This is a genomic window from Novipirellula aureliae, assembly GCF_007860185.1.
Taxonomy (GTDB): Bacteria; Planctomycetota; Planctomycetia; order Pirellulales; family Pirellulaceae; genus Novipirellula_A; species Novipirellula_A aureliae.
Map to the genome: position 1 here is coordinate 494,805 of NZ_SJPY01000003.1, position 24,767 is coordinate 519,571.

22 protein-coding genes and 1 tRNA gene are annotated in these 24,767 nt (G+C 51.5%); 17 read left to right on the top strand and 6 right to left on the bottom strand.

The genetic code is table 11. The annotated features are described in order from the left end of the window. Positions 1-129 precede the first annotated feature (129 nt). Positions 130-1,299 carry a tetratricopeptide repeat protein gene (locus Q31b_RS11180; RefSeq protein ID WP_146599753.1) on the bottom strand — a complete coding sequence of 390 codons (1,170 nt, stop codon included), beginning with the start codon at positions 1,297-1,299 and terminating at the stop codon, positions 130-132. A gap of 518 nt (positions 1,300-1,817) precedes the next feature. On the opposite strand from Q31b_RS11180, the gene Q31b_RS11185 reads away from it, so the two are divergent. Next, on the top strand, positions 1,818-2,582 hold the full coding sequence (locus Q31b_RS11185) for a PEP-CTERM sorting domain-containing protein (protein ID WP_146599754.1): 765 nt from the start codon (positions 1,818-1,820) through the stop codon (positions 2,580-2,582). 36 nt (positions 2,583-2,618) lie between these two features. Here Q31b_RS11185 and Q31b_RS11190 read toward each other — a convergent pair whose 3' ends face one another. Further along, a complete protein-coding gene (locus Q31b_RS11190; protein WP_146599755.1) occupies positions 2,619-3,956 on the bottom strand; it encodes a dockerin type I domain-containing protein in 1,338 nt (445 codons plus the stop codon). Positions 3,957-4,222: 266 nt separating this feature from the next. Between Q31b_RS11190 and Q31b_RS11195 the strand changes: the two genes are divergently transcribed. The 8 genes from Q31b_RS11195 (at position 4,223) to Q31b_RS11230 (ending at position 14,421) form a co-directional block, all read left to right on the top strand. Further along, positions 4,223-8,926, top strand: coding sequence for a Calx-beta domain-containing protein (locus tag Q31b_RS11195; protein ID WP_146599756.1), 4,704 nt, complete (start codon positions 4,223-4,225; stop codon positions 8,924-8,926). A 69-nt stretch (positions 8,927-8,995) separates the two neighbouring features. Continuing rightward, complete coding sequence (locus Q31b_RS11200; RefSeq protein WP_146599757.1) at positions 8,996-9,481, top strand: hypothetical protein; 486 nt, start codon at positions 8,996-8,998, stop codon at positions 9,479-9,481. 521 nt (positions 9,482-10,002) lie between these two features. Continuing rightward, positions 10,003-10,902: a formylglycine-generating enzyme family protein gene (locus Q31b_RS11205; RefSeq protein ID WP_231617480.1), complete on the top strand. Its 900-nt coding sequence runs from the start codon at positions 10,003-10,005 to the stop codon at positions 10,900-10,902. Between the two features lie 293 nt (positions 10,903-11,195). Further along, on the top strand, positions 11,196-11,438 hold the full coding sequence (locus Q31b_RS11210; protein ID WP_146599759.1) for a hypothetical protein: 243 nt from the start codon (positions 11,196-11,198) through the stop codon (positions 11,436-11,438). Between the two features lie 173 nt (positions 11,439-11,611). Beyond that, positions 11,612-11,797: a hypothetical protein gene (locus Q31b_RS11215; RefSeq protein WP_146599760.1), complete on the top strand. Its 186-nt coding sequence runs from the start codon at positions 11,612-11,614 to the stop codon at positions 11,795-11,797. Between the two features lie 234 nt (positions 11,798-12,031). Continuing rightward, positions 12,032-12,265, top strand: coding sequence for a hypothetical protein (locus tag Q31b_RS11220; protein ID WP_197171361.1), 234 nt, complete (start codon positions 12,032-12,034; stop codon positions 12,263-12,265). 882 nt (positions 12,266-13,147) lie between these two features. Then, the gene (locus Q31b_RS11225) at positions 13,148-14,098 is read left to right on the top strand and encodes a ParB/RepB/Spo0J family partition protein (RefSeq protein WP_197171364.1); all 951 of its coding nucleotides are present in this window, start codon (positions 13,148-13,150) and stop codon (positions 14,096-14,098) included. Beyond that, positions 14,095-14,421 (top strand): hypothetical protein, encoded by a 327-nt coding sequence (locus tag Q31b_RS11230; RefSeq protein ID WP_146599763.1) that lies wholly within the window; start codon positions 14,095-14,097, stop codon positions 14,419-14,421. The genes Q31b_RS11225 and Q31b_RS11230 overlap by 4 nt, the downstream gene beginning before the upstream one ends. Here the strand turns inward: Q31b_RS11230 and Q31b_RS11235 are convergent. Next, positions 14,418-15,125, bottom strand: coding sequence for a hypothetical protein (locus Q31b_RS11235; RefSeq protein WP_146599764.1), 708 nt, complete (start codon positions 15,123-15,125; stop codon positions 14,418-14,420). The two genes, Q31b_RS11230 and Q31b_RS11235, sit on opposite strands and share 4 nt — an antisense overlap. 501 nt (positions 15,126-15,626) lie before the next feature. Between Q31b_RS11235 and Q31b_RS11240 the strand changes: the two genes are divergently transcribed. Beyond that, a complete protein-coding gene (locus Q31b_RS11240; RefSeq protein ID WP_146599765.1) occupies positions 15,627-15,884 on the top strand; it encodes a helix-turn-helix domain-containing protein in 258 nt (85 codons plus the stop codon). On the opposite strand, the gene Q31b_RS11245 is transcribed toward Q31b_RS11240, so the two are convergent. The 3 genes from Q31b_RS11245 to Q31b_RS11255 all read right to left on the bottom strand — a co-directional run bounded on the left by Q31b_RS11245 (position 15,862) and on the right by Q31b_RS11255 (position 17,865). After that, positions 15,862-17,043, bottom strand: coding sequence for a tyrosine-type recombinase/integrase (locus Q31b_RS11245; RefSeq protein WP_146599766.1), 1,182 nt, complete (start codon positions 17,041-17,043; stop codon positions 15,862-15,864). The genes Q31b_RS11240 and Q31b_RS11245 overlap by 23 nt on opposite strands. 176 nt (positions 17,044-17,219) lie before the next feature. Beyond that, positions 17,220-17,293, bottom strand: a tRNA-Arg gene (locus Q31b_RS11250). Between the two features lie 206 nt (positions 17,294-17,499). Continuing rightward, the gene (locus Q31b_RS11255; protein ID WP_146599767.1) at positions 17,500-17,865 is read right to left on the bottom strand and encodes a hypothetical protein; all 366 of its coding nucleotides are present in this window, start codon (positions 17,863-17,865) and stop codon (positions 17,500-17,502) included. Positions 17,866-18,043: 178 nt separating this feature from the next. On the opposite strand from Q31b_RS11255, the gene Q31b_RS11260 reads away from it, so the two are divergent. The 7 genes from Q31b_RS11260 (at position 18,044) to Q31b_RS11290 (ending at position 24,759) form a co-directional block, all read left to right on the top strand. Further along, positions 18,044-18,313, top strand: a complete 270-nt coding sequence (locus Q31b_RS11260) for a flagellar FlbD family protein (protein ID WP_146599768.1) — start codon at positions 18,044-18,046, stop codon at positions 18,311-18,313. 25 nt (positions 18,314-18,338) lie between these two features. Then, on the top strand, positions 18,339-19,100 hold the full coding sequence (locus Q31b_RS11265; RefSeq protein WP_146599769.1) for a motility protein A: 762 nt from the start codon (positions 18,339-18,341) through the stop codon (positions 19,098-19,100). Between the two features lie 3 nt (positions 19,101-19,103). Beyond that, on the top strand, positions 19,104-19,880 hold the full coding sequence (locus Q31b_RS11270) for an OmpA/MotB family protein (protein ID WP_146599770.1): 777 nt from the start codon (positions 19,104-19,106) through the stop codon (positions 19,878-19,880). Next, positions 19,877-20,446 carry a dihydrolipoamide acetyltransferase gene (locus tag Q31b_RS11275; protein ID WP_231617481.1) on the top strand — a complete coding sequence of 190 codons (570 nt, stop codon included), beginning with the start codon at positions 19,877-19,879 and terminating at the stop codon, positions 20,444-20,446. Before Q31b_RS11270 ends, Q31b_RS11275 begins: the two co-directional genes overlap by 4 nt. Before the next feature lie 83 nt (positions 20,447-20,529). Further along, the gene (gene fliN / locus Q31b_RS11280; protein ID WP_146599771.1) at positions 20,530-21,021 is read left to right on the top strand and encodes a flagellar motor switch protein FliN; all 492 of its coding nucleotides are present in this window, start codon (positions 20,530-20,532) and stop codon (positions 21,019-21,021) included. After that, positions 21,014-21,748: a FliO/MopB family protein gene (locus tag Q31b_RS11285; protein ID WP_146599772.1), complete on the top strand. Its 735-nt coding sequence runs from the start codon at positions 21,014-21,016 to the stop codon at positions 21,746-21,748. The genes fliN and Q31b_RS11285 overlap by 8 nt, the downstream gene beginning before the upstream one ends. A gap of 317 nt (positions 21,749-22,065) precedes the next feature. Next, positions 22,066-24,759, top strand: a complete 2,694-nt coding sequence (locus tag Q31b_RS11290; protein WP_146599773.1) for an MGH1-like glycoside hydrolase domain-containing protein — start codon at positions 22,066-22,068, stop codon at positions 24,757-24,759. Positions 24,760-24,767: the final 8 nt, after the last annotated feature.

Genomic DNA, 24,767 nt, shown 5'->3' on the forward strand with positions numbered 1-24,767 from the left:
AATCCAGCGGGGAAATCTGGCTTGGCAGGTGGCGGCTTGCTCATGACAAGACGCTATCACGAGGCTCACGCCGAAGGCAATTCATCCCTAATCAAATGCCGACCACCAACGGAAGCGGCCAGCGACTCCTTAAATTGCCTTGCTGCATTCCTCCAGAATCTTTGGGATGTCCTGGTCGGTAAAGATTCCATAAAGCTCGTTGGCCGTGGCGGATCGCAGTTCACCGGGCGGCAGCTCGTCGCGTGAATCGAGTGCCACCTTCAGCTCAAGAGCACGCTCAAGCCGCCAAGCGAAGGTTTCGACCGCCAGTAACCGGCGCAGGAATTCTTGCGTTTCCTCGCGGTGCCAGCCTTCGGTTTCCTGCACGTACTCAATGGCTTCGTCTCTGCTACCGATGACCACACCATACCGTTGACTCTCGCTCGTTTCTTCTGTTCGTAAAAGTACGATCTCGGGAACATACAGATTGTACGACAGTCCACGACACAGCCAGCGGACAGCTTCTCGTCGGCGACCGTCCAAGATTTCGATCAGGCAGCGTGTGTAGAGATTGGTTCCATCCGCGCCGTGTTTTTCCAAGCTCGCTCTCGCTTTTTGTGGGCTTTTGGCTTCTAGGTACAGACTGGGAAGCAAGTAGCGAATCCCTTGATTGTCGTTGGGATTGAACGCCAGAATCTGTTCATAAACATCGACCGCTTCCAAATGGCGACGTTCCCGTTCCAAGGCCAACCCATAGCCATGTGCAGCCCGCAAGAACGGGCGATTGCGAAGGAAACCCCAGGGAAGCTGACCCGAGAAAGCCTTTGGGATTGACAGTATTCCAATGCGATAACCCATCTCAAAATACTTCAAAGCCCGAGCATCATGACCGAGATTGGTTTCGATAATGCCCAGATGATGGTACGCGTCGATGTGGTAGGGGAACCGCTTGATGAACTTGCGCAAAATGCGCCTCGCCTTTTTATAGTCTCCCATGTCGAGATCCTCCAGCGCTCCGTCAAACGCCACTCTGTCTTCGTAGCTCACATACTCCATGAACTCGTGCTCGTTTTCGTAGCTCACCGCCGCGACTTCCGGGGCTCTGCCGCCGATAAACGATGGATCGATGCGTGTGGCGATCACCTTCCATCGCTGTTGGTCCTTGCCAGGCTCAGCAGAGTGTGGTTCCACAATGATGACTTCATTCTCAACATATTTGGACGTGCCCGCGATCTTCAACGCTTCGGGTTTGATACCATCAAGTGGCTGGGCTAAAACGTGGTCGCGGCGAACCTCTAGTATTCGATGCTCGGTTTGCATAGTGAATTCGTGTCAGGGCTTGGTGAAATAACCAAATTGGGAATGGGGAGTGGAGCCTAGTGTCCTACAATTCTCCAGTGGAATGCCTCGCTTTTCAAGGTCCCCGCCCCCGTTTCAGGCATTCGGCTTGGCCAGCATGGACCGATCTCGAAACAAAGTGATGGTTACCACTTACCAAAAGTGATCGCACTTTTTTGCTGCGTTAGCGACTCACCATTTGGCAGCGGATGCAGCGGGCGTCGATTCGACCAGCACCGTCGTACCAGACAGCGAGAATGATCTCCAAAATTCTCAGCAAGTCGGCCACCATCGCGCAATCACGCATCGACCGAATAACCACCACTCGGAAGGGCTCTCCAGAATTCGCACCAACTCGGCCGCGCACCCCTCAGCGGAACTAATAATCCCTACAGTCACAATTCGGCCAAAACTACGACATCAAAAAAGCCGGTAACATTTTGGCCGAAAACCGAAGATCAAACCTGACCCCCGCGAAGCGATTCCTTTCATCGAATAGTATGAACACCAGTCCGACACTGCGCAGCGATGTCCTCAATGGACGCTCCGTGCTCGAGTTTGACGGCAATGATCTGATGGTCTCGTCGGCCAGTGGCAGTCTGATGGATCCTGGCGCTGGCTTGACGATGTTCTACGTCGCGACCGGAGATCAGTCGGGGGACGTTGCGGCACGCTTGTTCCAATTCGGCAGTTCAACGAACAATTCAGGCGAGATCGTCGCGGCGGATCTTTCCACCACCGATGGCGAGCAGAGCGGATTTCGATTTAACAACGGGGCGGCTCTCTACGATGCGCCGATCGATCCGGATGCGTTTCCTATTGGCATCCTGCGAGTCATCCCTGGTGAGGGTCACAACGAAGCCCAGTTTTTCGTCAATGGCTTGATGGATGAAAATCGCTTTACCGGAAACGGCAACAATCCGAACAACACGATCATGCTAACCGATAACGATCTGGAGTTGATTCTCGGAACCGGTCGAGGCGACGATGGTGGTATCTTTAGCGGCGACTTTTTCGTTGGCCAGTTAGCAGAGTTAGCGATCTACGACCGGGCACTCACGACGCTGGAAATGAATCTGGTAGGAAACTATTTTTCAAACGAATATGACTTAGCGTTCCAATACAACTTGGATGCTTTCGTCGTCGCGATCCCCGAGCCATCCTCGGTCCTGTGGATTGCCATGTTTGGCGGTTGGATTGTGATGCGTCGAAGAAAAACGATGTATCACTTTCCCCCTCTTCGTTCGAAGCCAATCATCGTCTGAATGAGGCCGAACGCGTCGACATGTCGAACCCATCTGCTAAAAAAGTCCATGTCGTTCGCCTTCATACTCTTTGCCTGTTCCAAGTACATTGAAATAGCTGTCACGCTGGCTATGGAAGACTTGCTGTTGTACGCCCACTGAAACTAATGCGATTGGCTGATGAACAATTGACTGCTGGTTTGGTAAGACGGAATTCAATGGATCGACTCTTTGTACGCTTAGGTGGTTGATCACCTGCAACGCATCGAGTGCCGTATGCTGCATATCTCCATTAACATCTAGAAATGGTTTTGCCGCTTGCGAGTCAAGACCCAGCGTGCGAGCTTTCAAATCTTCGAGATAATTGATGCCCACCAGCGCGTCCAACGCAGTCACCTCACCATCCGCGTTCACATCAAAACGATCGCGAGTGTTGGTAAAGGGTGTCGAATCGACCGAGTAAAAGAGGTAAGTGACGATTTGCTCGTCATGCGTGATCGCTTGGCCGCCAATGTAAAGCTCGGTCAATCCGTCGGACGCTACTTTCGATGCAGTCAGCAAATCGCTCAATCCAAAATCGGAAAGGTTGACGTCATTTTGTTGAAGCAACATCTCAAAATCTCCGAACTCACCGACGTTTGCATTGAGAAGACTTGCAGCGTGGAAAGAATCAAAGAACAAATCGGCTCCGTCCGCTGATCCTGCGATCGTGACACCTGTTGATGAAGCGATGTCGAAACCATCCGCAACCCCAAGCTCGCGGCGAAAATCGCGTGTGGAAAGAGACCAGTTCCCGAGCAGCGAGTCGTCGCCTTGCGAGTAGAGAACAGTCAAAACGACTTCGCCACTGCCGTCACCCGCCAGACGATGAGCGACGATCTCGCCAAAGAACGGTTCGTTATCGACCGAATGATCGGGTGGCTTGAGAAGCTGCACCTCGCCAACTTGATAGTTGGCGGAATCAACCTCAACGAATGCGGGGCGACCTTCCGTATTCATTCCATAGACAAGTGATATCGATGTTGCTTCTGAAGGGCGTATGAAATTGTTTGCGGTAGTAAGCGGTATTGGGATTGATGTTTCGCCGATCCAAAGTTTGGGTTTTCCCTCGTCATCACCGAGTTTTAGCTGCTCATCTTCGGATGGAACGCCTTCGGTAAACGGGCCAACAGGTCCAAGGGCGTTGTCGATAGAAACACGAACCGTCTTCGGGAGGTCCGTGACATCACTTCCAACAACTTGTAGCGATCCTTTAGCAGCCGGCTCTGCGAAATGAGCATCAAGCGTTTCGATCGAGGCGATTTCGTCGACCAACAGAAGCCCCATCGTGACTGCCAGCGGGATCCGGCTTTCAAGTATTTGGATTCCCCGTCGTTTTCTACGTGATCTTGACATCGTGATTCCAGCAAGTGGAGTAAGTACATTGGATTGGAAAATGATAAATCAACCTGATTCCTCTACGTCCTCATGACAAGCCAATTTAATCATTCAACCGTATCAGCAGCATCTTGGAAATGCGACGAATAGTCGCACTCTTATTTCGCCGTTGTCAGCATCTTAATGGTTGCAGTAGCGAGTATTGGGCCATAGCATAATAATTGTGGTGGAAAGGAATCACTGCTGAGTTTTCCAGAACGATCTTACCGGGGAAGAGAGCAAACATGCGTTTTACAAGAAAGCGCAAATGGGATCGCCGACGCAAAACCAATAATCTGGCCCGCCGAAGAAGGCTGGCGGAGACGCTAGAGCCTCGGATGATGTTGGCGGCCAACGCACTGGAAGGCGTATTCGCCCAACTCACCGGTCAAGTTGATCCAACTGTAGATCATGGAATCAAATCCGTCGAGGTCGACGTCCGTAGCGACCAGCTCTCAATCAGCCGGGGCAAGGCGATTTTAGGCTTTGTCGTTCAAAGCGGCGATGACGCATGGCAGCCAAGCTCGATGCAGTTCTTTGATACGCAAGGTAATTTCGTTGATCCGCTATTAAGTCGTCAGCCCCACGCCAACTCCAGATTGGTCCTACTGGAACTGGCGGACGGCCAATATCGCATCGACATTGGGCTTGACGGCTTATCTACGGCATCCACCTTCATGCTCTCTTCTTACTTGGTCGGCGATATCGATGGAGATGCGGACACCGATGCCGACGACATGAACCAACTCCGTTCGCTTTACGGCCAATTTGAGACGGAGATGCCACTTGCCGTCGATGCAAATCAAGATGGTCGCGTCACGCTGTTCGATATGAACTTGGCTCGGCGTAACGAACGACGCAGTGCGTCCCATACCGCAGCCGGATTCGTTCCAATCGCAAGCGGCGGAGTTGAGAGAGCCACGGGGGCTGTCACTCCAGTCGGACAATACGACGAGACGCTGCCTGGGCAATTTATCGAATTAGACGATGGAACGTGGCAACAAGTGGCCGCAGAGCCTTCCACCGGACTATCGATTAGCAACGTGACGATCACGGAAGGTGACGATGGTCAATCGATGGCTGTTTTTCACGTACGACTATCGGAACCTGTTGCCCACACGGTCACCGTTGATTATCAAACCAACCCCGTGACTGCTAACGCTGGCGAAGATTTCAGCCCGCGATCCGGTACGCTGTCGTTCGCTCCAGGATCGATTCGACAAGCGATCGAAGTTCCAATCTTGGCCGACGAGTTCAGCGAACAAACCGAACTCTTCCACGTCGAGTTATTTGCTGCAAGCGGTGCGAGGGTCGTTGACTCAGTAGGCGAGGCATGGATCTTCGACGACGATGAAAACCAAAATGACGTACTCGACATTAGCAAGTATCCAATTCCCTCAATCCATGTCGATGACATCGCCATCGATCCACGATCGGACGCCGCCTACTTTACTATCACGATGGCCAAAGCGGTCTCGTACCCAGTGTCGCTTAACTACCAAACGTTGGGCGGAACCGCCAGAGCGGGTCAGGATTACCAACAAGTCAATGATCGCGTCACCATTCGCGCTGGTCAAACGTCTGCAAAAGTAGGTGTGCCCATTTTGACCGACGAGTGGGAACGGACGAGTGAGTGGTTCACGCTGCGGTTGTATGATCTACAACACGGAAACCCTGTTGCCCAAACCGCTTGGGGCACCATCGAAGCCGACGATTTGTTCGTCACCGACGAGCCCCGAAAGGTATCAGAATTTGTCGGAATCTTGAACCGTTCCTCGGAAGTCGATCAACTTGATATTCGCGTGACTCGAAAAGATGGCATGGGCGGCGACGTAGCCGACGAACCGTCACGACTCGCATTCCATCTGTTCGATCGCGATGGAAACCATGGACTCGATCCCGCGCAGGTACGGCTGATCGCCGAGTCGGGTGAAGAGGTCGATGTTGTCTTTGCCGAAAACGATTGGCTAGGCAATGAAGACAGTCTACTTGTAGCCGACGTGCTGCCTGGCAACTACCGGATGGAAATTAGGGGACAAACCGTAAGCCGCCAGCAATATCAAATCGACGTTTATGGTCTCGATTCCCGTTCAGTAAACATTCAATTAGGCGAAAGCATTTCCGATGCAATCGTTGTTCCATCAACAGGCTATTCAGAAAACCTTCCAATGCGATTCTTTGAATCCGCAGCAGGTGCGTTAATTCAAGACGGCGGCGGAACGGCCGAGGCGGGAGGAAGTGACGGCCTAGTTTGGCCTGGTAACCGTACGTATGCGTTTACATGGACATACCGGGAGGCGAGCTATACGAATTCCTTGAGCGTGTTCCGTGTCGATGACGCCTCGGGCCAACTACTGCGAAACGGCCAGTGGATCCATCCCGACGCCTCCGAGCAATACATCAACTCAATTTCGGACACTTCTCTCGTCTTCGATGGGACGGAATTGAAAAATCCTTATCTTTCCGGCGATGGTCATACTCAAATGGTGACCATTCCAGCCGATTGGCCGTACTTCTCGGTTCGGTTGGGCAGCCCCGACGGAACGTGGTATCCGTATAGTTCGTTGAACTCAGACGACTACGGACATTTTGAAGGGTTGGGAATTGAAGACCTCGATGTTAGTAAGCACAATCGCGATGGCGAACCTGACCACGACGATATGGTTTTTCATGCCGAAGCCGCCTTTGTGGACGTCGATGTCGACAGCAATAACGACGGAGTCGTTACGGAAGCCGACGACATTCTCATCGACGACGGCCAATCAGAAAAGGTTCAACTCGAAGAGCAGGCTCCCGGTAAAATCCTGGCGGTTGGTCAAGATCAACGCAAAGAGGTGAAATTGAACGCCACCATTCCATCGGCGATCAATAGTGGCTACACCGTCTCGTTGTCGTTCGGGTCTCACATCAAGCTATTCAAGAGCGGTCCGTCGGCTGCCGGAAGTCCACCGAGCGAAGATGAGATTCTAGCGGGAGAACTAACGGATTCGACACAGTTGACGATCGACGAAGTCTTAGCAGGCGTAACCGTCTACATGGACGGCGTCAGTCTGGGAGCCGATTCGATCACGTTGGAAGTCAATGGAACGATCAACATACTGGTTGACAACGAGGAAGAAGAGCAAGTAGCGGCAACCGAGGACGTCACGCTCACCGACTTTGCCGTCGTAAATGTTGCTCTCGATCTAGATATCGACAGCGACAATAACGATGGATTCAGTACTCCGGAAAGAAGCGATCTTGAAGAACAGTTAGAAACTCAAGCAGGAGCAACCGGGAAGTTGGTTCGAGTCAATCTCAATGATTCGGACGGTGATGCTATCCCCGATTTTGCCGATCCGATCGTCGACGGTGAACATTTTGTCCCTGTCGTTATTGACTTTGGCTCAGTCATCGATCCGTCGATTGCAACCGTTAGATTTGAATATTCGGATTCAGATCCAAGCGACATCACGACACTTCCCTCTGGCGAATACTCTCGCCCCGTTGGCGCTTCGAGGATTTGGGGGAAAGACAGCTATGAAAATCGCAATTTTGAAAACTTGGCGGATGGAGGAGACTTTATTGCCGCGACGACAACGTACGCCGTTTCATCCTTGGCAATGAGCGACGGCGTTGCCACGGTATTCCTTGAAGGTATCGCCGCAAGCGACGATCTTGGAGACCAAGAGATCATCGTTCATGTCGATCCAGACGGCCCAACGGGACCGTTAGGATTTGAAATCTCAGACTCGATTCGAACAACGAATTTCGACTTCCAATTTGTTCGCGTATTCGATGAAAAAAGGTTGCCCAACCGATCGACAAGAGCAGTTGATTGGCCAGACGCCAATAGACAATTTGAAGACAACCCGCGATCAGACTACGACAAAACAAGTGTTCCAGGAATCGTGATCGCTGGTTGGGGTGAAGACATGTCTCGAGTCGACATTACGATCGAAGCTTCGTTTACTCCTTCCGGAATTGGGGATTCGATACTATGGAATGCAGCCTCAAGTAATGGAGTGATGTTGTTAGGACCAACACAAGGCACTTTTGACTCTGGATCATTTGCGACCGTTGGTGCCACGCCATCGACATCAATCCGCGCCGTGCATGAGCATCGTGACGACATCGTTGTTTCCGTAGGATTTGATGATAATGGCGACGGAGTACTTCAAGATAGTGAAAAAGATGTACCCGATTTCGGAAATCGGGTAATAGGCAAGGCAGAGTACGATTACTGCCTGGCTAGTCTCGACGCTTGGTGGATCTCTGCTGGTGGAATTTGGTATGGGGATGTGAAAGAACTTCTAGATATCTTCATGGGCACAAACAACCTCCCGGATTACGACAGCATGCACACTGTAACCCAAACGTTTGGTGGTACGCATCAGCAGTCCAACGCAAGCGGTTTTGATGAAACCGTCAACCTTAGCTCAGGCAACATAAAGGAATACGTCTGGGATTCGGACAGCGACTTCAGTAGTGAGGTCCTTGAGAATGACGATTTTTTTGAGACAGTTGTTCGTCCTGCTGTCGAAGGATTATCGATCGGGCAAGTCTACGCCAATAATCCTGCCCTTTTAGAAAACCTTTTCGTGGTCAATATAAGTAGGGTTGTGGAGTTTTCAGAGGCCAATGATCCTAATCTGCATTTTTCGTTAAAGCACGCGCACGTCACGTTTCAGTTGTTTGTTTACACGGAGCGAGGAACAACAATTCCTGAGATTACTGGCGTCTCAGCCGCTGGTAGTGCGACCGATCTGTATGACTTCCGCACATATGGAGAGGATTCCACTCAGGGTTGGGCGTCCCGGATTCAAGCAGCGCACCAAGAAAATTACCGGGACGCAGGGGAAGTATTTTCCATCCACATTGACCTTGATGTTCCGGAGACTCATTTTTGGCTAGACGTTTTCTACGATGACATGGAGGCCTTGAAGTCAAAATGGCAAGGGCTATTTTAGAGTTTTGCCTTTAGTAGTTAAAATAGTTGGTCGAATACAGATGCCATCAGCACTTCCGAATAGACTGAAATGACCCCGATAGCTAAGAAAAAGATTGCCATCGTTGTTGCGTTGTGCGCCGTTGCGTTTTGCACCGTAGTCTTACTCGTTCGAGCGGAAGTAAAGAACACGTTCCAGCATATAGCAACCGTTTCAAATCTCGGGGACGTTAGAGAGGCTTTCGATGCGTTTCAAGAGATCCACGGACGTTGGCCCATCTCAATGGACGAGGTTTACGGCGATAAATACTTGCTAGAGGGCACGCTCACTCCCGAGCATTGCAGAGATGCATTCGCAAGGGCACCATTCAGATGTGTCACTGGTGAAAATGTGTATCGTCAGATTGAAAGCGAATACCTACGTCAAGTGCTTGTTATGTCACCAAAATCTTTCAATGATGCGTCATGGCCAAAATCAAAATTAAGAATTTATGTCCTCGATTCGCTGGGTGGAATCAGCAAAATCTCTCCATCTGAACTACAGTACGAGCCATTGCACATTAACAAGGCACATTAACGGGAATCCGAGTCAGAACTAAGGTGTCAGGAGTCCTTGATTCACAGCCTGAGATGCCCCCGATACCCAATCAGGAACGCTTCGCGGGGGTCTGACCCTATGCCATTGTCTGAACGCCGGGACGGCAACCGGACCGAAGGGGATTTCAGATGAGGGAATCGTTGATATTGAAACGACATTTCAAGGGATCACACACGATTTTGCGGACGAAGGACTGAACACGCTGCTTTCTGGCGTTATTTATCGCGGAAATTATTTGAAGATGAACGACTTTTCGATGGGTATTGATGGTCAGCCAGACTCAACAGATTTCATTCGAACGCTGCAGGCTAACGCATCCCGGCAAACCGGTCTGAACCGAATGACAATCGCATTTATTGGGTCAGGTATTATCGTAATGGTAAACGATGAAGTCACCTATTCACATGATCTGTTTTTCGGTTCCCTAGGTTCTTTCTTAGTTCAAAGCCATTGGGGCAGTGGAGTCACATTCTCGAATATGTCGGTTAATGTATAGCTACATGTCTTTAGTAAACAAACATATACACTTCGTTCGTCGGGTTGGTCTATCCGGCGGGTTAAAACCGGCAATCGCTCTCTGTGCGTCGATCCTTTTTCTGATGGGATGTCGAGGAAAGCAAGAAGAGGTGGTAGCACCTCGGCAAATGATTGAGCACGCTAAGACTGAGTATATCGAGAACAAATTCGGTATGAAGTTCATAACAATACCTGCCGGGAAATTTTTGATGGGATCGGATCGGGGAGACGGTTCCGAGCTGCCCCATGTTGTGAGAATCTCGAAACCATTTGCACTCTCCATAACGCCATTAACCGGTCGCCAATTGTCCCAAATACGAGCGACTAAACAACCAAGCTTACGAGCACTGCCTGATTATGATCGCATGCGAAAAGAGAGCAATCAACTGAGGGCGGCTCGCGGTCTGCCTATGTTGGAAGGAGAGTCTGCTGTAATTATTGATAGCTGGAACGAGGCATATCAACTTGGTAGAGAATTAAGCAATCTCGATGATGAGTTTAATTATCGCTTACCAACCGAAGCGGAGTGGGAGTACGCCTGCCGTAGTGGGGATACTCGGGAGGGTCCACCCGTCAGAGACCCATCCAATTTAAGTGCATGGAAAGTCTCGGCAAACGACCCGAATGCCTTCGGGCTGTATGACATGAAACGCGGACTTGGTGAATATTGTCAGGACTGGTATTCAGTGCATACCTACGATGCGAAACCGAGCATCGATCCACAAGGGCCTGCTATTAGTACCCATAGCCGAGTCGTTCGGGGAAAGCCGGATTCAGAAGGCTGCTACAGTTGCTGGAAGCGATTTTCCGCTCAGCCACAGGGAGATGAAGAAATGATGACCACCGTTCGATTTGTCCTAGAAAAGAAAGTGGATCCGCAATAATATACCGAGTTGGTGGATGGTGCAAACCATGTTTGGATCAATAATTGGTTGGCGTATTCGGATGATTCATTTACGATACCCCTTGGCCGGTTTTTTGTTCAAGCTCATTGGGGCAGCGGAGTTAAGTTCTCGAACATGAAGGTCAGCTAATTATGGTCATGAGGGAAAACAATGGACTCATTGCGGCCAGTAGAAGTTTAATTGCGGGCATGGCAATCATGCTTCTTTCACAGCAGTGCGCTTGGTCGCAACTCAGTCCAAAAGACTTTCGATTTATTCAGAATCGATGGGGAATGACGTTCGTTGAGATACCGGTCGAAGCTGGCCAACGTTCAGGTGAAGTTATGTTGTGGCAAATGACTGAGTTGACCGAACAACAGTATTTTAACATTCGTTGTTCGCTAGAGCCAGGACACTTTACGAAAGCTTGGATGCCGACAGAATCCCTGCTTGCACACAGTGACTTGACTTGGAAGGAAGCCAATGAAATCGCAGCTAAAATTAGCAGCGGAGGACTTCGTCGGGGTCAGTCTTGATCTTCGGTTTTCAATGAACGAAAACCGAAAATCAAGACTGACCCCCGCGAAGCGAACCCCCACACGATCAGTGGGAAAAAAATGGCATTGACTTTGATGAAAACGGAATAGTTGATCATACATTGGCGGATGCGAAGTTTGACCAACGCGACGTTTACGTGGAAGTGGACTCGATGAATGATCCAGCCTTGCAATATGATCCCGCTGACTTTGTCGCAGTTGAATCTGCGTTCCTAAACTCCGGGCAATTGGTTTTGCATATTGAGCCAGATGAAGATAATTTAGTGAAAGCAAGCTGGACACCAGCATTGTGGGGTGATTTCGATCAGTTGGAAGGTGTTCTGTCTAGCGACAATTAGTTTTCCCTCTCCGCGACAATTAGAATTCCCCTGTTGAGCTGATTTTGCGGCGTGTTTCACGACGGAATGTTTCCCGGATCAGCGACAATTAGAATTCCCCTGTTGGGGACTACTTATGCATCATCACGACTCCCCTTTTAGGAGATCGCGATGACCACGGATGGACAAGTTCTTGAACTCAGGCGTTGGCTGGCCCTTGGCAAGCCTCTCGCCGCTTCTGCCAGGATGGCTTCGATGGATAAAAAAACAGCACGATCGTACCGGGACTCTCAACGACTCCCTTCCGAACGCAGGGCCATTCGCAACTACCGAACCCGAACCGATCCCTTTGCCGAGGTATGGACCGGCATCGAACGATTGCTCGAAGCAGAACCACGGCTCAAAGCCAAGACACTCTTTGACGATCTACAGCGGAAGTATCCCGGCCAGTTTCCCGATTCCACTCGTCGAATGTCGACAGCGGTTTGAAATTGTACCAGTTTAGCGGTTTGGCTGAGGGTGGCTGCTAAACGCTGATGGCGGTTTTCTGGCGGGCTCGGATTATAATGGGAGGTCGTTTGCGACTGCTGCCGAGGCGGTGGTCGTTTTTAGAATCGCCTCACCGTGGAGTTGACGCTCCAGCGGTGAGACTTGACCTGCAGGGAGTATACGCTCCCCTTGGCCCTGTTAAAGAATCCCTTCTCGTCGATCCGCTGGCAAGGCGGATCATCCCGACTTTCGCCCCGGAAGTGTCTTCTCAAGGGTTGCGATCGCTATTTCCCTCCTAATCATCCCCTCGATCGCTATTGCTCTGCCGACTGCAAAGCTGCTGCGAGACGCTGGCGGCTCGCGCGGGCGAATCTGGAATATCGTCAGTCCGAGCAGGGAAGAGAACACCGCCGGGCTCAAGCGGTTCGCTATCGGATCCGACTTAAAGAACAAAAAGTCGAAGCAGCTCGGGAGCATGCGGCCGACCAACCAGCACAATCCGATGCCTCCGAGACGCCGCGCGAGGGCTATCACAAAGAGGATTCTCAAGAAAAATCTTGCTGTGATCGGCCTGGCTGTTACGAACGTTTCACCCCGCATCCAAGATCACCTCTGCAAAAGTTCTGTTCGTTCAGTTGCCGTAAGGCTTTGCGCTGCGTCCTGTTACGCGAGCGACGCTGGATCTTGAAGTTCGCGACCAAGCCATATCGAGCACGCGACGGGCCTCTTTGAACCTCTCCAAAGCGGCTTTTCGTGTGACGCATATCGATTCCTCGCCAAGTCCACTTACGCTTACGAACCTGTCACTACAAACCTTCCGTACCGACTCCATCCGGTTCGATGCAAAAGTACGGGTTCCAAAAGCGTGAGAAGCCATCGGCGATGCCAAACTCTCAACCAATACCTCCCGAAATTACAGTCATCGGGGATGGTATCCAAGATCCTATGCTTGCCCTGGAAATACTTGACGAGCGTTTACAACGCTACCGTCTGGTGCAACCAAAGCTTGAGCGGCAGATGATGCAGTCGCTCAAGGACTACGGCCAAGTATCGCCAATCATCGTCTTTCAACTCGAAGGGCAGATGGTACTCGTCGATGGTTTCAAGCGTTTACGTGCGGCTCGGTCGCTCAAAGGGTTTACGCACTTGCAAGCGAGGTTGTTGGAAGTGGATGAGCAAGCAGCCAAGGCAGCCTTGTTCAATCTGAACCGCATCGTCGGACGACCCGTGGAACTGGAGGAAGCTTGGGTCATCTTTGCACTCGTTCGCGAGGATGGACTCCAGCAAGCCGAAGTTGCCCAGATGCTTGGTCGCCACAAGAGCTGGGTGAATCGACGACTAGCATTGATCGAGCGACTTTGTGACGAAGCTCGCGAGTCATTGCGGCTTGGACTGTTAACACCAACTCAAGCGAGACATCTGATCCGGTTGCCGCGCGGCAACCAGAAAGCGGCCATGTTAGCGGCTACCGATGCCGCGTTGACTTCGCGTGAACTATCGGATGTTGTGGATCTACTCTCTGCAAGTAGCACTGCCGAGCAGGCTCACTTGGTGCTCTCCAATCCACGTGAAGCTCTGCGTCAATCACAAGCGGACTACGTCTACCAATGGGATCCGCGAATGAGTGCTTCAGGTAACCGAGCGGCCAAACGCCTGGCGTTACTCTTAGACTGCTTGGCCAAGATGAACAGTTGGCTCCGATACAAAGGGCGTTCGGAATTACAAGCGATCGATCGAGAGCCGTTAACCGATGGCTTCGTCAAGCTTGAGCAAGAAACGAAGGTGGTCGCCGAAGCAACCGAGGACTTTTTGAAAGAGATGAAGCAACCATGAACCGCGAACAAGAAAACGAAGTGATCCACCGTTGGCAGAACCATCAATCGCTGCGCAGCATCGCGTTGGAGCTGAACCTCAGTCGCTATCAAGTCTCAAGCGTTATCAAATCGCACGTACAATCCCGCGATGCGGATGTGCAGGCTCAAGCCGATGCCAATGCCGACGCGCCGCCAGCGAGTCTGGGGCCAGTGCCAACGCGGCGGGCCAGTAAACTGGATCCGTTTAACGAAGAAATCACGCGATTACTGGAGCGTTATCCTCGTATCACGGTGACGCGAGTCTTCGAGGAACTGACGCGCAGTGGCTACCGAGGCGGCTAGGCGATCAATCGTTGACGATTGATCAGCCGTTGAACTGTTTCGGACTTCATCTTTGCTTCTGCATCTTGAACCCGGTTTGCCGCATCCAAAACCGCTTCATCGAAAGCCGCAAATGCTGGACCAACCAAGGGAAGTTTGGCGAGTGTCTTTCGGAAGGCACTGGCGATGAACTTGCCGTAGTGAATCGACATCACAACGGCGGTGAATGAACCGTGGCGACTACGCTTCAACATTGCTTTTAATCGTTCCAACGCTTCTTGCACAACACGACTATCGATCACGTCCAACGCGATGATTGCTTCTATCTTTGAAACGAGATTGTCAAAGGCATCAGCCACACCCGCTTCATCACGAATCGAATCGAACCGGGAATCAAAATCAAACTCGGCTTGCTCACCGAACAGAAGAGGTGCGCTGATCTGCGGTAGGTTCTTAACGACAAACGCGGTCAACTTCTCAAATTCTGGATCGCCTGCGTGCGGGTCAAGTTCTGCTGTAGCAAAACCAACGTCCAATTCCGTCAGCCACGGCGGATGAAATTCCGGTGGTAGCAACCTGCTGAGTTCATGTGCGTAGAACACAACTTGTCCAATCGCTTGCGGGTTGGTCCCACCGTGACCAAGCGAACCCACAAAACGATCGGCAGCGGCGACTAAATTCCCGTGGGTCTGCTCCACGGCTTTATGGTGTAGTTCAACGTCCAAACTGAAGGTCCGCTTCTGAAAGGGTGTGGTTACTAGTTTCGCGGTGGATGATTGTCGCAGACCGGACTACAAACGACTACCGGCGACAGTTCTGCAAAATTATGTCCGAGTAAACACTCGCCGACTGAGCCAGAACCGAACATCCCACAGGAGGGGATGGGGCGACGTCTTTTGCTCGGCGGCAAGAGCATCGTCCCAACTCTAGAGGTGGGCCTTGACACGACATCGCTCCTCGGATTCGGCTAGCGAAAAGCAAGGGCCCCTCTTTATCTCCCAGTTTACGACCCTCTCTACCAGCAATTGGGTAGAAGCAGATAAGTCAATTCGAACTTCCCAATTGCGTCCAGGATTGCCTCGACGAATTTTCAACCGCGAACCGGGTGTGTTTGCGCAATGCGCTATCAATCACGATAAGTTCAAGAGCGAGGAACTTTGCTGTTTCGATGGATCGATCTCCGTCAGTGTCAGGCGGAAGTCCACTTACCCGAATCTGAATCAGCTATGAAATCGAGCATGTTGACCGTCAACGAAGTCGCCGACCGATTGAATGTCGCCCCGTCGACGGTCTATGGCTTGCTTTCTCAAGGTCGCCTGAAATGCTACCGCATTGGGCTTGGGCGAGGCACGATTCGGGTATCGGAAGATGAGTTGGCTCGCTTTCTTGCGGCCACGGTCTCGGATCCCTCTGAACACGAGACTGAACAGCCGCAAGAACCACGTCAAAGCCTCAAACACATCAAGATGCCGCGGCACGCTTGAGTTGATCTGCCATGTAAGCGGGGTTCTGCTCGACATGACTATAAACGCGGCTCAGCATGGTTGTGTCAGAATGGCCCATTAGCTTGGCCAACGTCACTGAGTCGACGCCCCGTTCGAGAGCGAGCGTCGCGAACGAGTGGCGAAGGCTGTAAAGCGAGCAACGCGGAGCATGCAATTTCGCTTCTTGTTTTGTCAGCTTGTCTTTGGCTTCGCAGCGAATTTCGGCCGGTGTCTTGGCACGCACGACGCCTTTGGCTGTTTTTGTTTGCTTCAGCTTTTTGATCAACTTCTTGATCTTGTCATCTTTGATCTTCAAGCCGCGTTTCTTCATTTCCGCTTTCCCCATCCGAATTCGGATGCGATCGACTTGGCAGTTCACGGCATCGGTCGTCCAAGGGGTGCCCCGATTGTTGCGGAAGATCTCTCCGCTTGGTTTTTTGGCCATCCACGATTTGGTGATCTCGAAGGCTTTATCGGTCAGATACACGACTCGCTGTTCGCGTTTTCCTTTCGATTCGTGCTTGGGGAACACCCAGCGTTGCTGTTTGACGTCGACGTGGCGAGCCTCAACTCGCAACAATTCTTGCGGACGGCACCCGGTTTCGCGAGTCACGATCAACAGATCGCGAAACGCGGGATCAAGGGCCGCGTCCAGTACGGCGGAAAATTGGTCGTCGCGGATGACGACCTCTTTCCGATCAGCACCAGGGATCTCCAGTAATTCCAAAGGGTTGCTGTCGATGTAGCCCTGCTGTCTTGCCCACTTCAAGCAACGCTTAATCGAGCGGAAATAGTTACGTCGGGAAGTACGCGAGAGATCCGGGTAGCTATCGACCCACTGTTCAGCGTGATATGGCTTGAGTGCCGTGACCGAGATATCGGGGTAGAAGTCGACGAAGCGTTGCAAGCGGTAGCGATACCATTCGTAGGTATCGGGGGCACGATGCTTGGAATTCCACTCCAAGAACGCATCAATGATAGCTGGCAGCGACTTAGTTGGCGCCTTCACTTTCTTCCGTTTGACCGGCGTGCTCATCAAGCGGTAGAACTCATCGAAGGCAGCCTTTTTATTACTGCCGAGATTGTGCCGCTTACCGGCGATGGTGACTTTCCAGCAGTCACGGGACTTGTCGAACCAAGGCTTGGGAGTACGAGCCATGAGAAAACCCTCCAATCGGATCTAGGGGAAACCTAGAACACACATCGCAGAGCGAAGGGTTTTGCGCAGATATCGACGGGTAGCCCGTCGAGGCCAATTTGCTTTTCAGCGAGAAAATTCTGTCCCGAATTCTGTCCCCGACAAGTTTTGAAAATCAAAAAGTGTCGAAAACGCAGTACACCCGGAGGGATTCGAACCCCCAACCCTCGGTTCCGAAGACCGATGCTCTATCCAGTTGAGCTACGGGTGCGTCGTGGTAAAAGTATATCTCTTGACGCGGTTTTTTACAAACACGGTTCCAACACACGATTATGGGAAGGCGGGATGCAATTCGGCAACCCAACTCGCCCCACAGGTCAGACCTTGTAGACAAAGTATGCCGGATCTTTTGACGCTTTGCAAGCGGTATAAATAACGGATATTTCTCGCTCTCGAATGAAAACCGTCACTGCCACGCTAATGCGGCTTTGTTACACGAAATCGACTTCGAATAAAATCGATTAGCATCCATTCGGCGACCAGTAAAATCACCGGTATCAAGAAGAGCAAAAACTGAGTCGCGCCGGCTGTTCGCGCCCAAATGGGCAAAACCGGCTCGAGCAACTTGATCAGTGCCATCACAAAGGATGCGTTAAAAAACAGTAAAACACAGGTGATCGCGACCGAAAGGATCGTTGCAGCACAACCGAGTGCCACATCGGCACGCGGATCGGTTGGAGAGATCGCTTTGACGCTCGCTTCGTTTAACGTGGCCGCTCCCGAGGCATCCTCAGGGGCATCCTCAGGGGCATCCTCGGAGTTTGGGCTGCGTGAATTTGACATGATTATGCCTATTGTACTGATTGTGTAACGTCGTTGCATCGATACTTCATCGGAAGTCTGCGTTTCTTTTTTGCAACATCCCGCCGGTTCCTTTTGTGTGTCCTACGCTTTGTTGAAAGCCAAGCATGCGTTGCGTTTTCAATTAACGGTAGAGCTAAATTTCAATGAGGACAAATCGATGATTAAGCTATCGCGACTCGATGGCGAGCCGTTTGTGCTCAATGCTGACCTGATTCGGTATGTCGAAAGGCGTCCCGATACGTTCATCACGTTGACATCGGGTGAACGTATTGTGGTCCGCGAAAGTCTGGATGAGGTCGTCGACCGCGCGGTTCGGTATCAGCAACACAAGCATTGGATGCCAAATCCACAGATCATGCTTCGTCCTGAAATTGGTTTACCTGCAACCGACATGACGTCCAATCCCTCCGCCTGTCCAACCTCCTAACCACCAACCCTAAACTGCATTCATTATGGACATCGCTAGCCTGATCGGTTTGATCTTAGCGATCGGATTGATCATCGGTTCGATCGCGATGGGCAACGCGCCCTTCTCTGCGTTCATCGACATTCCATCCTTTTTGGTGGTGGTCGGTGGTGCCGGCGCCGCAGCACTGATCTGTTTCCCGCTTGGTAGTATTTTGAAGTCGCCGATCGTTGCCATCAAGGTGTTCTTGAATAAGAACGAAGATCGCTTGGCGTTGGTCAAGCAGATCGTCGAGCTGGCGGAAACCGCTCGCCGCGACGGTTTGTTAGCACTGGAATCCAAAGTAGGTGATATCGAAAATCCGCTCGTCCGCACGGGTATCCAAATGGCTGTCGACGGCAGCACACCCGAAGTGGTCGAAGAGGTACTTCGTACCGAGGTCAACGCAATCGCTGTGCGTCACCGTGAAGGCAAGAGCATTATGGATCAACTCGGCCGTTTTGCTCCCGCCTACGGAATGATTGGCACGTTGATGGGTTTGATCATGATGCTTCAAGACATGAGCGATCCTTCGGGCATTGGTGCGGGGATGGCAGTCGCACTGATCACGACCCTTTATGGGGCGATTGTTGCAAATGTTTTCTTCAGTCCGTTTGCGGAAAAGCTTGGGCTATTGAGCCGCAACGAAATGGTCAGCATGGAAATTGCGATTCGTGGTGTGATGGCGATTCAACAAGGGGAAAGCCCGCGTGCAATCGACCAAAAACTACGCACGTTTTTGCCACCGAAACAACGAGAGGCAGAATAACCAATGGACGATGAACCCGATGAAATAGGCATCCCCGAATGGGTTGTTACCTTTGGTGATATGATGAGCCTTCTGTTGACATTCTTTATCATGCTGGTTTCGCTGAGCGAGATCAAGGATGAGGAAAAGTATCAATCGTTGGTCGATTCGATGCAGCAACAATTCGGCTACACGAAGACATCGAATGTGTTATCGCCTGGCGATTCCCGACCACGGCCGGCTGAATTCAGTGTTTTATCAACCACAGGACGAGCCAAGAAAAAGGATACTGCGAAAGGTGGCGTGCCTGATAAAGCACCATCTGGCGAGGACCCATTGGTACGAATCATCCGGCCAGGCCAAATGACTGCGGTCGGTTCGGTAATCTCCTTCGAACTGGGATTCGATCAATTGACGGAGGCCAACCGCAGCGCCCTCGAAAGTGTCGCCGCACAATTGCGGGGCAAACCACAAAAAATTGAAGTTCGCGGACACGTATCGGCCGAATACGCAGCCCGGACCGCCGGGACCGACGAATCGATCCAGCTCGGATTTCGCCGAGCCATGGTGGTGCGAAATGCATTGATCGAAGCACATGGACTGAACCCCTCGCGGTTTCGCATCTCTTCGGCAGGCGATAGCGAACCGATGCACCGCGCGGGTGGCTCGATCGCGATCGCTCGTAACCCACGCGTGGAAGTGTTCTTGCTCGACGAAACGGTCGACGATTTACACGGAACGGCTGCAGAAAGAGCTGCTCAAACGATAGAAAATTTTGACTCGAAACCGGAGGCGACATGATGGCTGACGAAGCAGAAAAAACAGAAAATGAAAACGAGGTTGCTGAAAACACTGTTGAGGTCAAAAGCGGATCGGGGCGAGGGCTGGTCATCGCTTTTGTCGCAACCATTGTCTTACTCGAATCGGCCATGTTTTTCTTCATGGTCCCGAGCGCCGAGCAAGTCAGTGCAATGGCCGAAGCGAAGTTGATCGAATCGGTCCAGGAGGACGAGCGAGAAGCCGAGGAAATGCAATCAAACGAGAACAAAGTGGTTGAGATCCAAATCGGCCAATTCGGTGAAACGTTTAGCCCCATCGATACCGAACGAGAATTTCGTCTCGAGTTGAGCTTGTACGGCTTAATTCGTGAAAAAAACAAGGAGGTGATCGATAAGGAAATCGAAGAAAAACAAGGGCGTTTACGGCACGCTATTCGGATGAAAATACGTACAAGCGCCTTAACCGAGCTTCAAGAAAACCAATTGGGGTTGCTTGAAAGACGAATTTTGACGACATGTAATCATCTACTCGAAAAAGACTATTTTCTAGGTGTTGGATTCAACAATTACCAACTGATCCCAGATTAGTCTGCGGCGGATCCGCGCCGAGTGATTGATGTGAGTGTGAAACTTTGCTGTGAAACAACGCTGTCCATGGAAGGACGTGTGCTATGCCAGACCCAAACGAACTTGATGAGAAAACCGACGATGCAGCGGCAGCGGTAGAGTCAGATCCCAAATCGAAATCTATCAAATCGCCGAAATCCAAGGACCAGGAAGAACATCTTGGGATGGATGATATCGAAAAACTGTTGGCGGAAGCCTCCGGTTCGATGGATCAAAATGAATCCGCAACGGGTGGAAACAACCAGAGTCCCGAACCGTATCACCTGGGCAATCTAGACGCTGACGACTCGGTCGGCGAGCGGCAATCGATTGAGATGCTTGATGAGGTTGAACTCGACCTTCGCATTGAACTCGGTCGTACCCAGATGCGACTGGAAGAAGTGTTACAGCTTCGCGGTGGCTCGGTCGTCGCGCTCGACAAACTCGCGGGCGACCCCGTGGATATTATCGTCAACGGCAAACTCATTGCACGTGGAGAAGTCTTGGTGATGAACGATAACTTTTGTATTCGTGTAACGGAGCTTGTCAGTGCTTAGTCGATTTTTCGTCCGCTGTGTCGTGCTGGTTGGCCTGTTTTCAAATGCCCTCACCAGCATCGCAGACGAGGCGACCTTCGCACCGACATCCGCCTACGCTCGGGCTGGTGAAAACGCTCGGGCTGGTGAAAATGCTCGGGCTGACGAAAACGGTGGGATGCTTTGGAATCGTGATGCCGGTTCGGATATCGATCCCGCCCCCACCTCCCCGCGAGTCCTGGCGTCTGGCTTTCCCGCATTAGCCCCCCGTTCTGCTGACAGGACGACTGATGGCGAGCAACCGATCACACGTGAGAAAGGGATGATGACGCCGACCATAACGGTTTGTTCAAGTTTGGCCGTCGTACTCGGTTTGTTCGCAGGTTTTGTCTGGTTAACCCGTCGGTTCGGCGGAGGCAGTAAGCGATCGTCCGGAATCCCCAGCGAGATCGTGGAAACGCTGGGCAGCACATCGCTCGACGCCCGCACCACGATCACACTGATTCGAATTGGTAGACGAGTCATCGTCGCCGCACAAACCGCTCAAGGGATGCATCCGTTGTCCGAGATTACGGATCCCGAAGAGGTTCGCGAACTGGTCGCTACATGCAATGGCCATTCAAAAAACTCATTCGCATCAACGTTGAAAGCACTTGAGCACGACCCGGTCGAACGTGGTTTCGTCGCCGATGACACTCCAACCAAAGCCACCGCTCGCAGTCGCGGCCGTCTGTTCGAAACGGCATGAGCGGAGAGAAGGCATTGTCTCGTGTTTTAGCCGTTTTGGCGTGGTTGCCAGAAATCTTGATTTCCGTCCGGTTTTCTGTCGTGATGGGCCAGTCGCAAGGCGTCGATAGGTTTACCACCGTTATCCATCAACAAGGGTCGTAGGAACGGCGACAGGACGCCGCCGGTACGATGAGAGCGACAGGATCTTTAACAGGATCCACTACGAATGGCCAAGATTTTTGACAAGATCCACTACGAATGGCGACCAGGCCGCTTAGAATAACAACTGAGCTGAATCGACAATCGGTTCTTTGCACCTCCAAGGAAACATCACGGATGCCGACACCCGAACACGCTCGACTGCGACAAGATGAGGCACGAGAGAAAAACTGGAAACGTTGGGGTCCTTACTTGTCCGAAAGGCAATGGGGAACGGTTCGTGAAGACTACTCAGCCAACGGTCATTCTTGGACGGACTTCCCGCACGATCATGCGCGGTCGCGGGTCTACCGATGGGGCGAAGATGGACTGCTCGGTTTTACGGATCGGCAATGCCGTCTATGTTTTTCGGTCGCTCTTTGGAATGGCAACGATACCATTTTGAAAGAACGCTTGTTTGGACTGACGGGTCCCGAAGGCAACCATGGCGAAGACGTCAAGGAGATCTATTACTACCTCGACTCCACTCCGACGCATTCGTTTGCCAAAGCAATGTATCGGTATCCTCATGCCCGCTACCCCTATCGAGAATTGTCGAAGGTCAATTCCGAACGGGGATTGAACGACCCCGAATACGAAGTTGTCGACACAGGATTGTTCGATAAAAATTGTTTTTTCGATGTGACGGCGACTTACGCCAAAGCGGATGAAAACGATCTTTTGATCGAAATTGCCGTGACCAATCACGGAAGAGATGCTCACGAAATAACGCTACTGCCCACCCTTTGGTTTCGCAATACTTGGGTATGGGGTTGTCGCCATGAAGGCTGCACGACCAAACCGTTGATTCAACAATTGGGTTCAGGTCGTGAACATGTCGTTCGCACGAAGCATGATACACTGCCACCGATGGTGTGCCAATTCGAATCAATCGATGACAGCGAACTCATCTTTACGGAGAACGAAACGAATGCGGAACGATTGTTTAAGGACGAGAATTTTTCACCTTACACCAAAGATGCGTTTCACCGGTACGTGGTAAGCAATGAGACGGATGCGGTCAATCCAAAACATCACGGTACAAAAGTCGCTTCGGTCTATCGATGGGATTTGGAACCGGATGAAACGCGGCGGGTTCGAGTTCGATTGGCGGATCCGAACCATTCGGATGATTCCGACCGTTTGGATCTTGGCGATGGTTTTTCAAGTGTGATGCAATTACGAAGGAAGGAAGCGGATTCGTTCTACGATGCGATCATTCCAGCCAACGAAACGACAGAACAACGGCATGTGTCGCGAGCCGCATATGCGGGGCTAATGTGGACAAAGCAGTTTTACCACTACATTGTGGACGATTGGCTCGAGGGCGATGCTGACGTGATGACACCGCCGCCGGCGCGGAAGAGCGGGCGCAATCGTGATTGGCGGCATTTCTATGCTCGTGACATTCTGTCGATGCCTGACAAATGGGAATACCCTTGGTTTGCCGCATGGGATTTAGCATTTCACATGATTCCCGCGGCACGGATTGATCCCGCGTTTGCGAAACGCCAATTGATGCTACTGCTTCGAGAATGGTACATGCACCCCAACGGTCAATTGCCTGCCTACGAATTTTATTTCGATGACGTCAATCCTCCCGTTCATGCTTGGGCGTGTTTCCGAGTTTTTCAAATGGAAGCGGAAGCAGGCCGCCGTGATACGATGTTTTTGAAGCAGACGTTTCAGCGTTTGCTGTTGAATTTCACTTGGTGGGTGAACCGAGTCGACAGCAACGGTGACAATGTATTCGCAGGTGGTTTTCTCGGACTCGACAATATAGGCGTCTTTGATCGCAGCAAAGGTTTGCCGGAAGGAGCCCATCTTGAACAAGCGGACGGGACCGCTTGGATGGCTTTTTACTGCGGGACAATGATGTCGATGGCTCTCGAATTAGCCAGGGATGACAAGTCGTATTCGGACATGGCGTCAAAATTCCTCGATCATTTCATCCGCATTATCGATGCCATGAACCACAGCGAAAGTGGTGGGTTATGGGATGAACAGGATGGGTTCTATTACGACCAATTGAAAATTGATGACGAAACGGTACCGATGCGAGTCCGCTCATTGGTTGGTCTCCTGCCATTGATTGCGATCGAAATTCTCGATGAGGAACTGCTTGACGAACTACCTGGATTCCGTCAAAGACTCGATTGGTTTCTGCAAAACCGACGTGATTTGGCAAAGCATATCGAGTTCGCTGAAACATCCGGACACCATCGCCGTATGCTGATTTCGATCGCACCGCGTCATCGACTGCGCCGAGTCCTGAGCGTTCTACTCGATGAAAACGAGTTCTTGTCGAAGTACGGCATTCGTTCGTTGTCGAAGGTTCATCTTCAACAACCTTTCCAGGTCACCGTGCGAGGCGATCAGCATACGGTGGCGTATGTTCCCGGCGAATCCGACAGTTGGATGTTTGGCGGAAACAGCAATTGGCGTGGACCGATCTGGTTTCCGCCCAATTATTTGCTTATCGAAGCACTGCATCGATACCACGAGTTCTATGGAGATGAATTTCAAATCGAATGCCCAACCGGCTCGGGAAAAATAATGAACTTGCACAATGTCGCCAATGAGATCAATCGGCGGTTGTCCAACATCTTCCTATGCCCCGAAGGCGGCGGAGCAAGACCGTGCTTGATTGGTAGCGGGATGACTGGCAACGAACATTTATGGCAAGACCATGTTTTGTTCTATGAGTATTTTCACGGCGATACCGGTGAAGGATTGGGAGCGTCTCATCAAACGGGTTGGACCGCCTTGATCGCGACGTGTATCGAACAACTTTACGGGCAGATCACCGAAGGGGCTCCTCACGATTCGTAGCGAGTAGC

Coding starts and splice junctions, on each gene's coding strand:
- Q31b_RS11190 (WP_146599755.1), bottom strand. CDS start 3,956: ATGTCAAGATCACGTAGAAAACGACGGGGAATCCAAATACTTGAAAGC.
- Q31b_RS11215 (WP_146599760.1), top strand. CDS start 11,612: ATGAATGATCCAGCCTTGCAATATGATCCCGCTGACTTTGTCGCAGTT.
- Q31b_RS11210 (WP_146599759.1), top strand. CDS start 11,196: ATGACGTTCGTTGAGATACCGGTCGAAGCTGGCCAACGTTCAGGTGAA.
- Q31b_RS11290 (WP_146599773.1), top strand. CDS start 22,066: ATGCCGACACCCGAACACGCTCGACTGCGACAAGATGAGGCACGAGAG.
- Q31b_RS11185 (WP_146599754.1), top strand. CDS start 1,818: ATGAACACCAGTCCGACACTGCGCAGCGATGTCCTCAATGGACGCTCC.
- fliN (WP_146599771.1), top strand. CDS start 20,530: ATGCCAGACCCAAACGAACTTGATGAGAAAACCGACGATGCAGCGGCA.
- Q31b_RS11225 (WP_197171364.1), top strand. CDS start 13,148: ATGCCAAACTCTCAACCAATACCTCCCGAAATTACAGTCATCGGGGAT.
- Q31b_RS11205 (WP_231617480.1), top strand. CDS start 10,003: ATGTCTTTAGTAAACAAACATATACACTTCGTTCGTCGGGTTGGTCTA.
- Q31b_RS11230 (WP_146599763.1), top strand. CDS start 14,095: ATGAACCGCGAACAAGAAAACGAAGTGATCCACCGTTGGCAGAACCAT.
- Q31b_RS11220 (WP_197171361.1), top strand. CDS start 12,032: ATGGATAAAAAAACAGCACGATCGTACCGGGACTCTCAACGACTCCCT.
- Q31b_RS11195 (WP_146599756.1), top strand. CDS start 4,223: ATGCGTTTTACAAGAAAGCGCAAATGGGATCGCCGACGCAAAACCAAT.
- Q31b_RS11180 (WP_146599753.1), bottom strand. CDS start 1,299: ATGCAAACCGAGCATCGAATACTAGAGGTTCGCCGCGACCACGTTTTA.
- Q31b_RS11245 (WP_146599766.1), bottom strand. CDS start 17,043: ATGGCTCGTACTCCCAAGCCTTGGTTCGACAAGTCCCGTGACTGCTGG.
- Q31b_RS11255 (WP_146599767.1), bottom strand. CDS start 17,865: ATGTCAAATTCACGCAGCCCAAACTCCGAGGATGCCCCTGAGGATGCC.
- Q31b_RS11265 (WP_146599769.1), top strand. CDS start 18,339: ATGGACATCGCTAGCCTGATCGGTTTGATCTTAGCGATCGGATTGATC.
- Q31b_RS11275 (WP_231617481.1), top strand. CDS start 19,877: ATGATGGCTGACGAAGCAGAAAAAACAGAAAATGAAAACGAGGTTGCT.
- Q31b_RS11270 (WP_146599770.1), top strand. CDS start 19,104: ATGGACGATGAACCCGATGAAATAGGCATCCCCGAATGGGTTGTTACC.
- Q31b_RS11260 (WP_146599768.1), top strand. CDS start 18,044: ATGATTAAGCTATCGCGACTCGATGGCGAGCCGTTTGTGCTCAATGCT.
- Q31b_RS11200 (WP_146599757.1), top strand. CDS start 8,996: ATGACCCCGATAGCTAAGAAAAAGATTGCCATCGTTGTTGCGTTGTGC.
- Q31b_RS11240 (WP_146599765.1), top strand. CDS start 15,627: ATGAAATCGAGCATGTTGACCGTCAACGAAGTCGCCGACCGATTGAAT.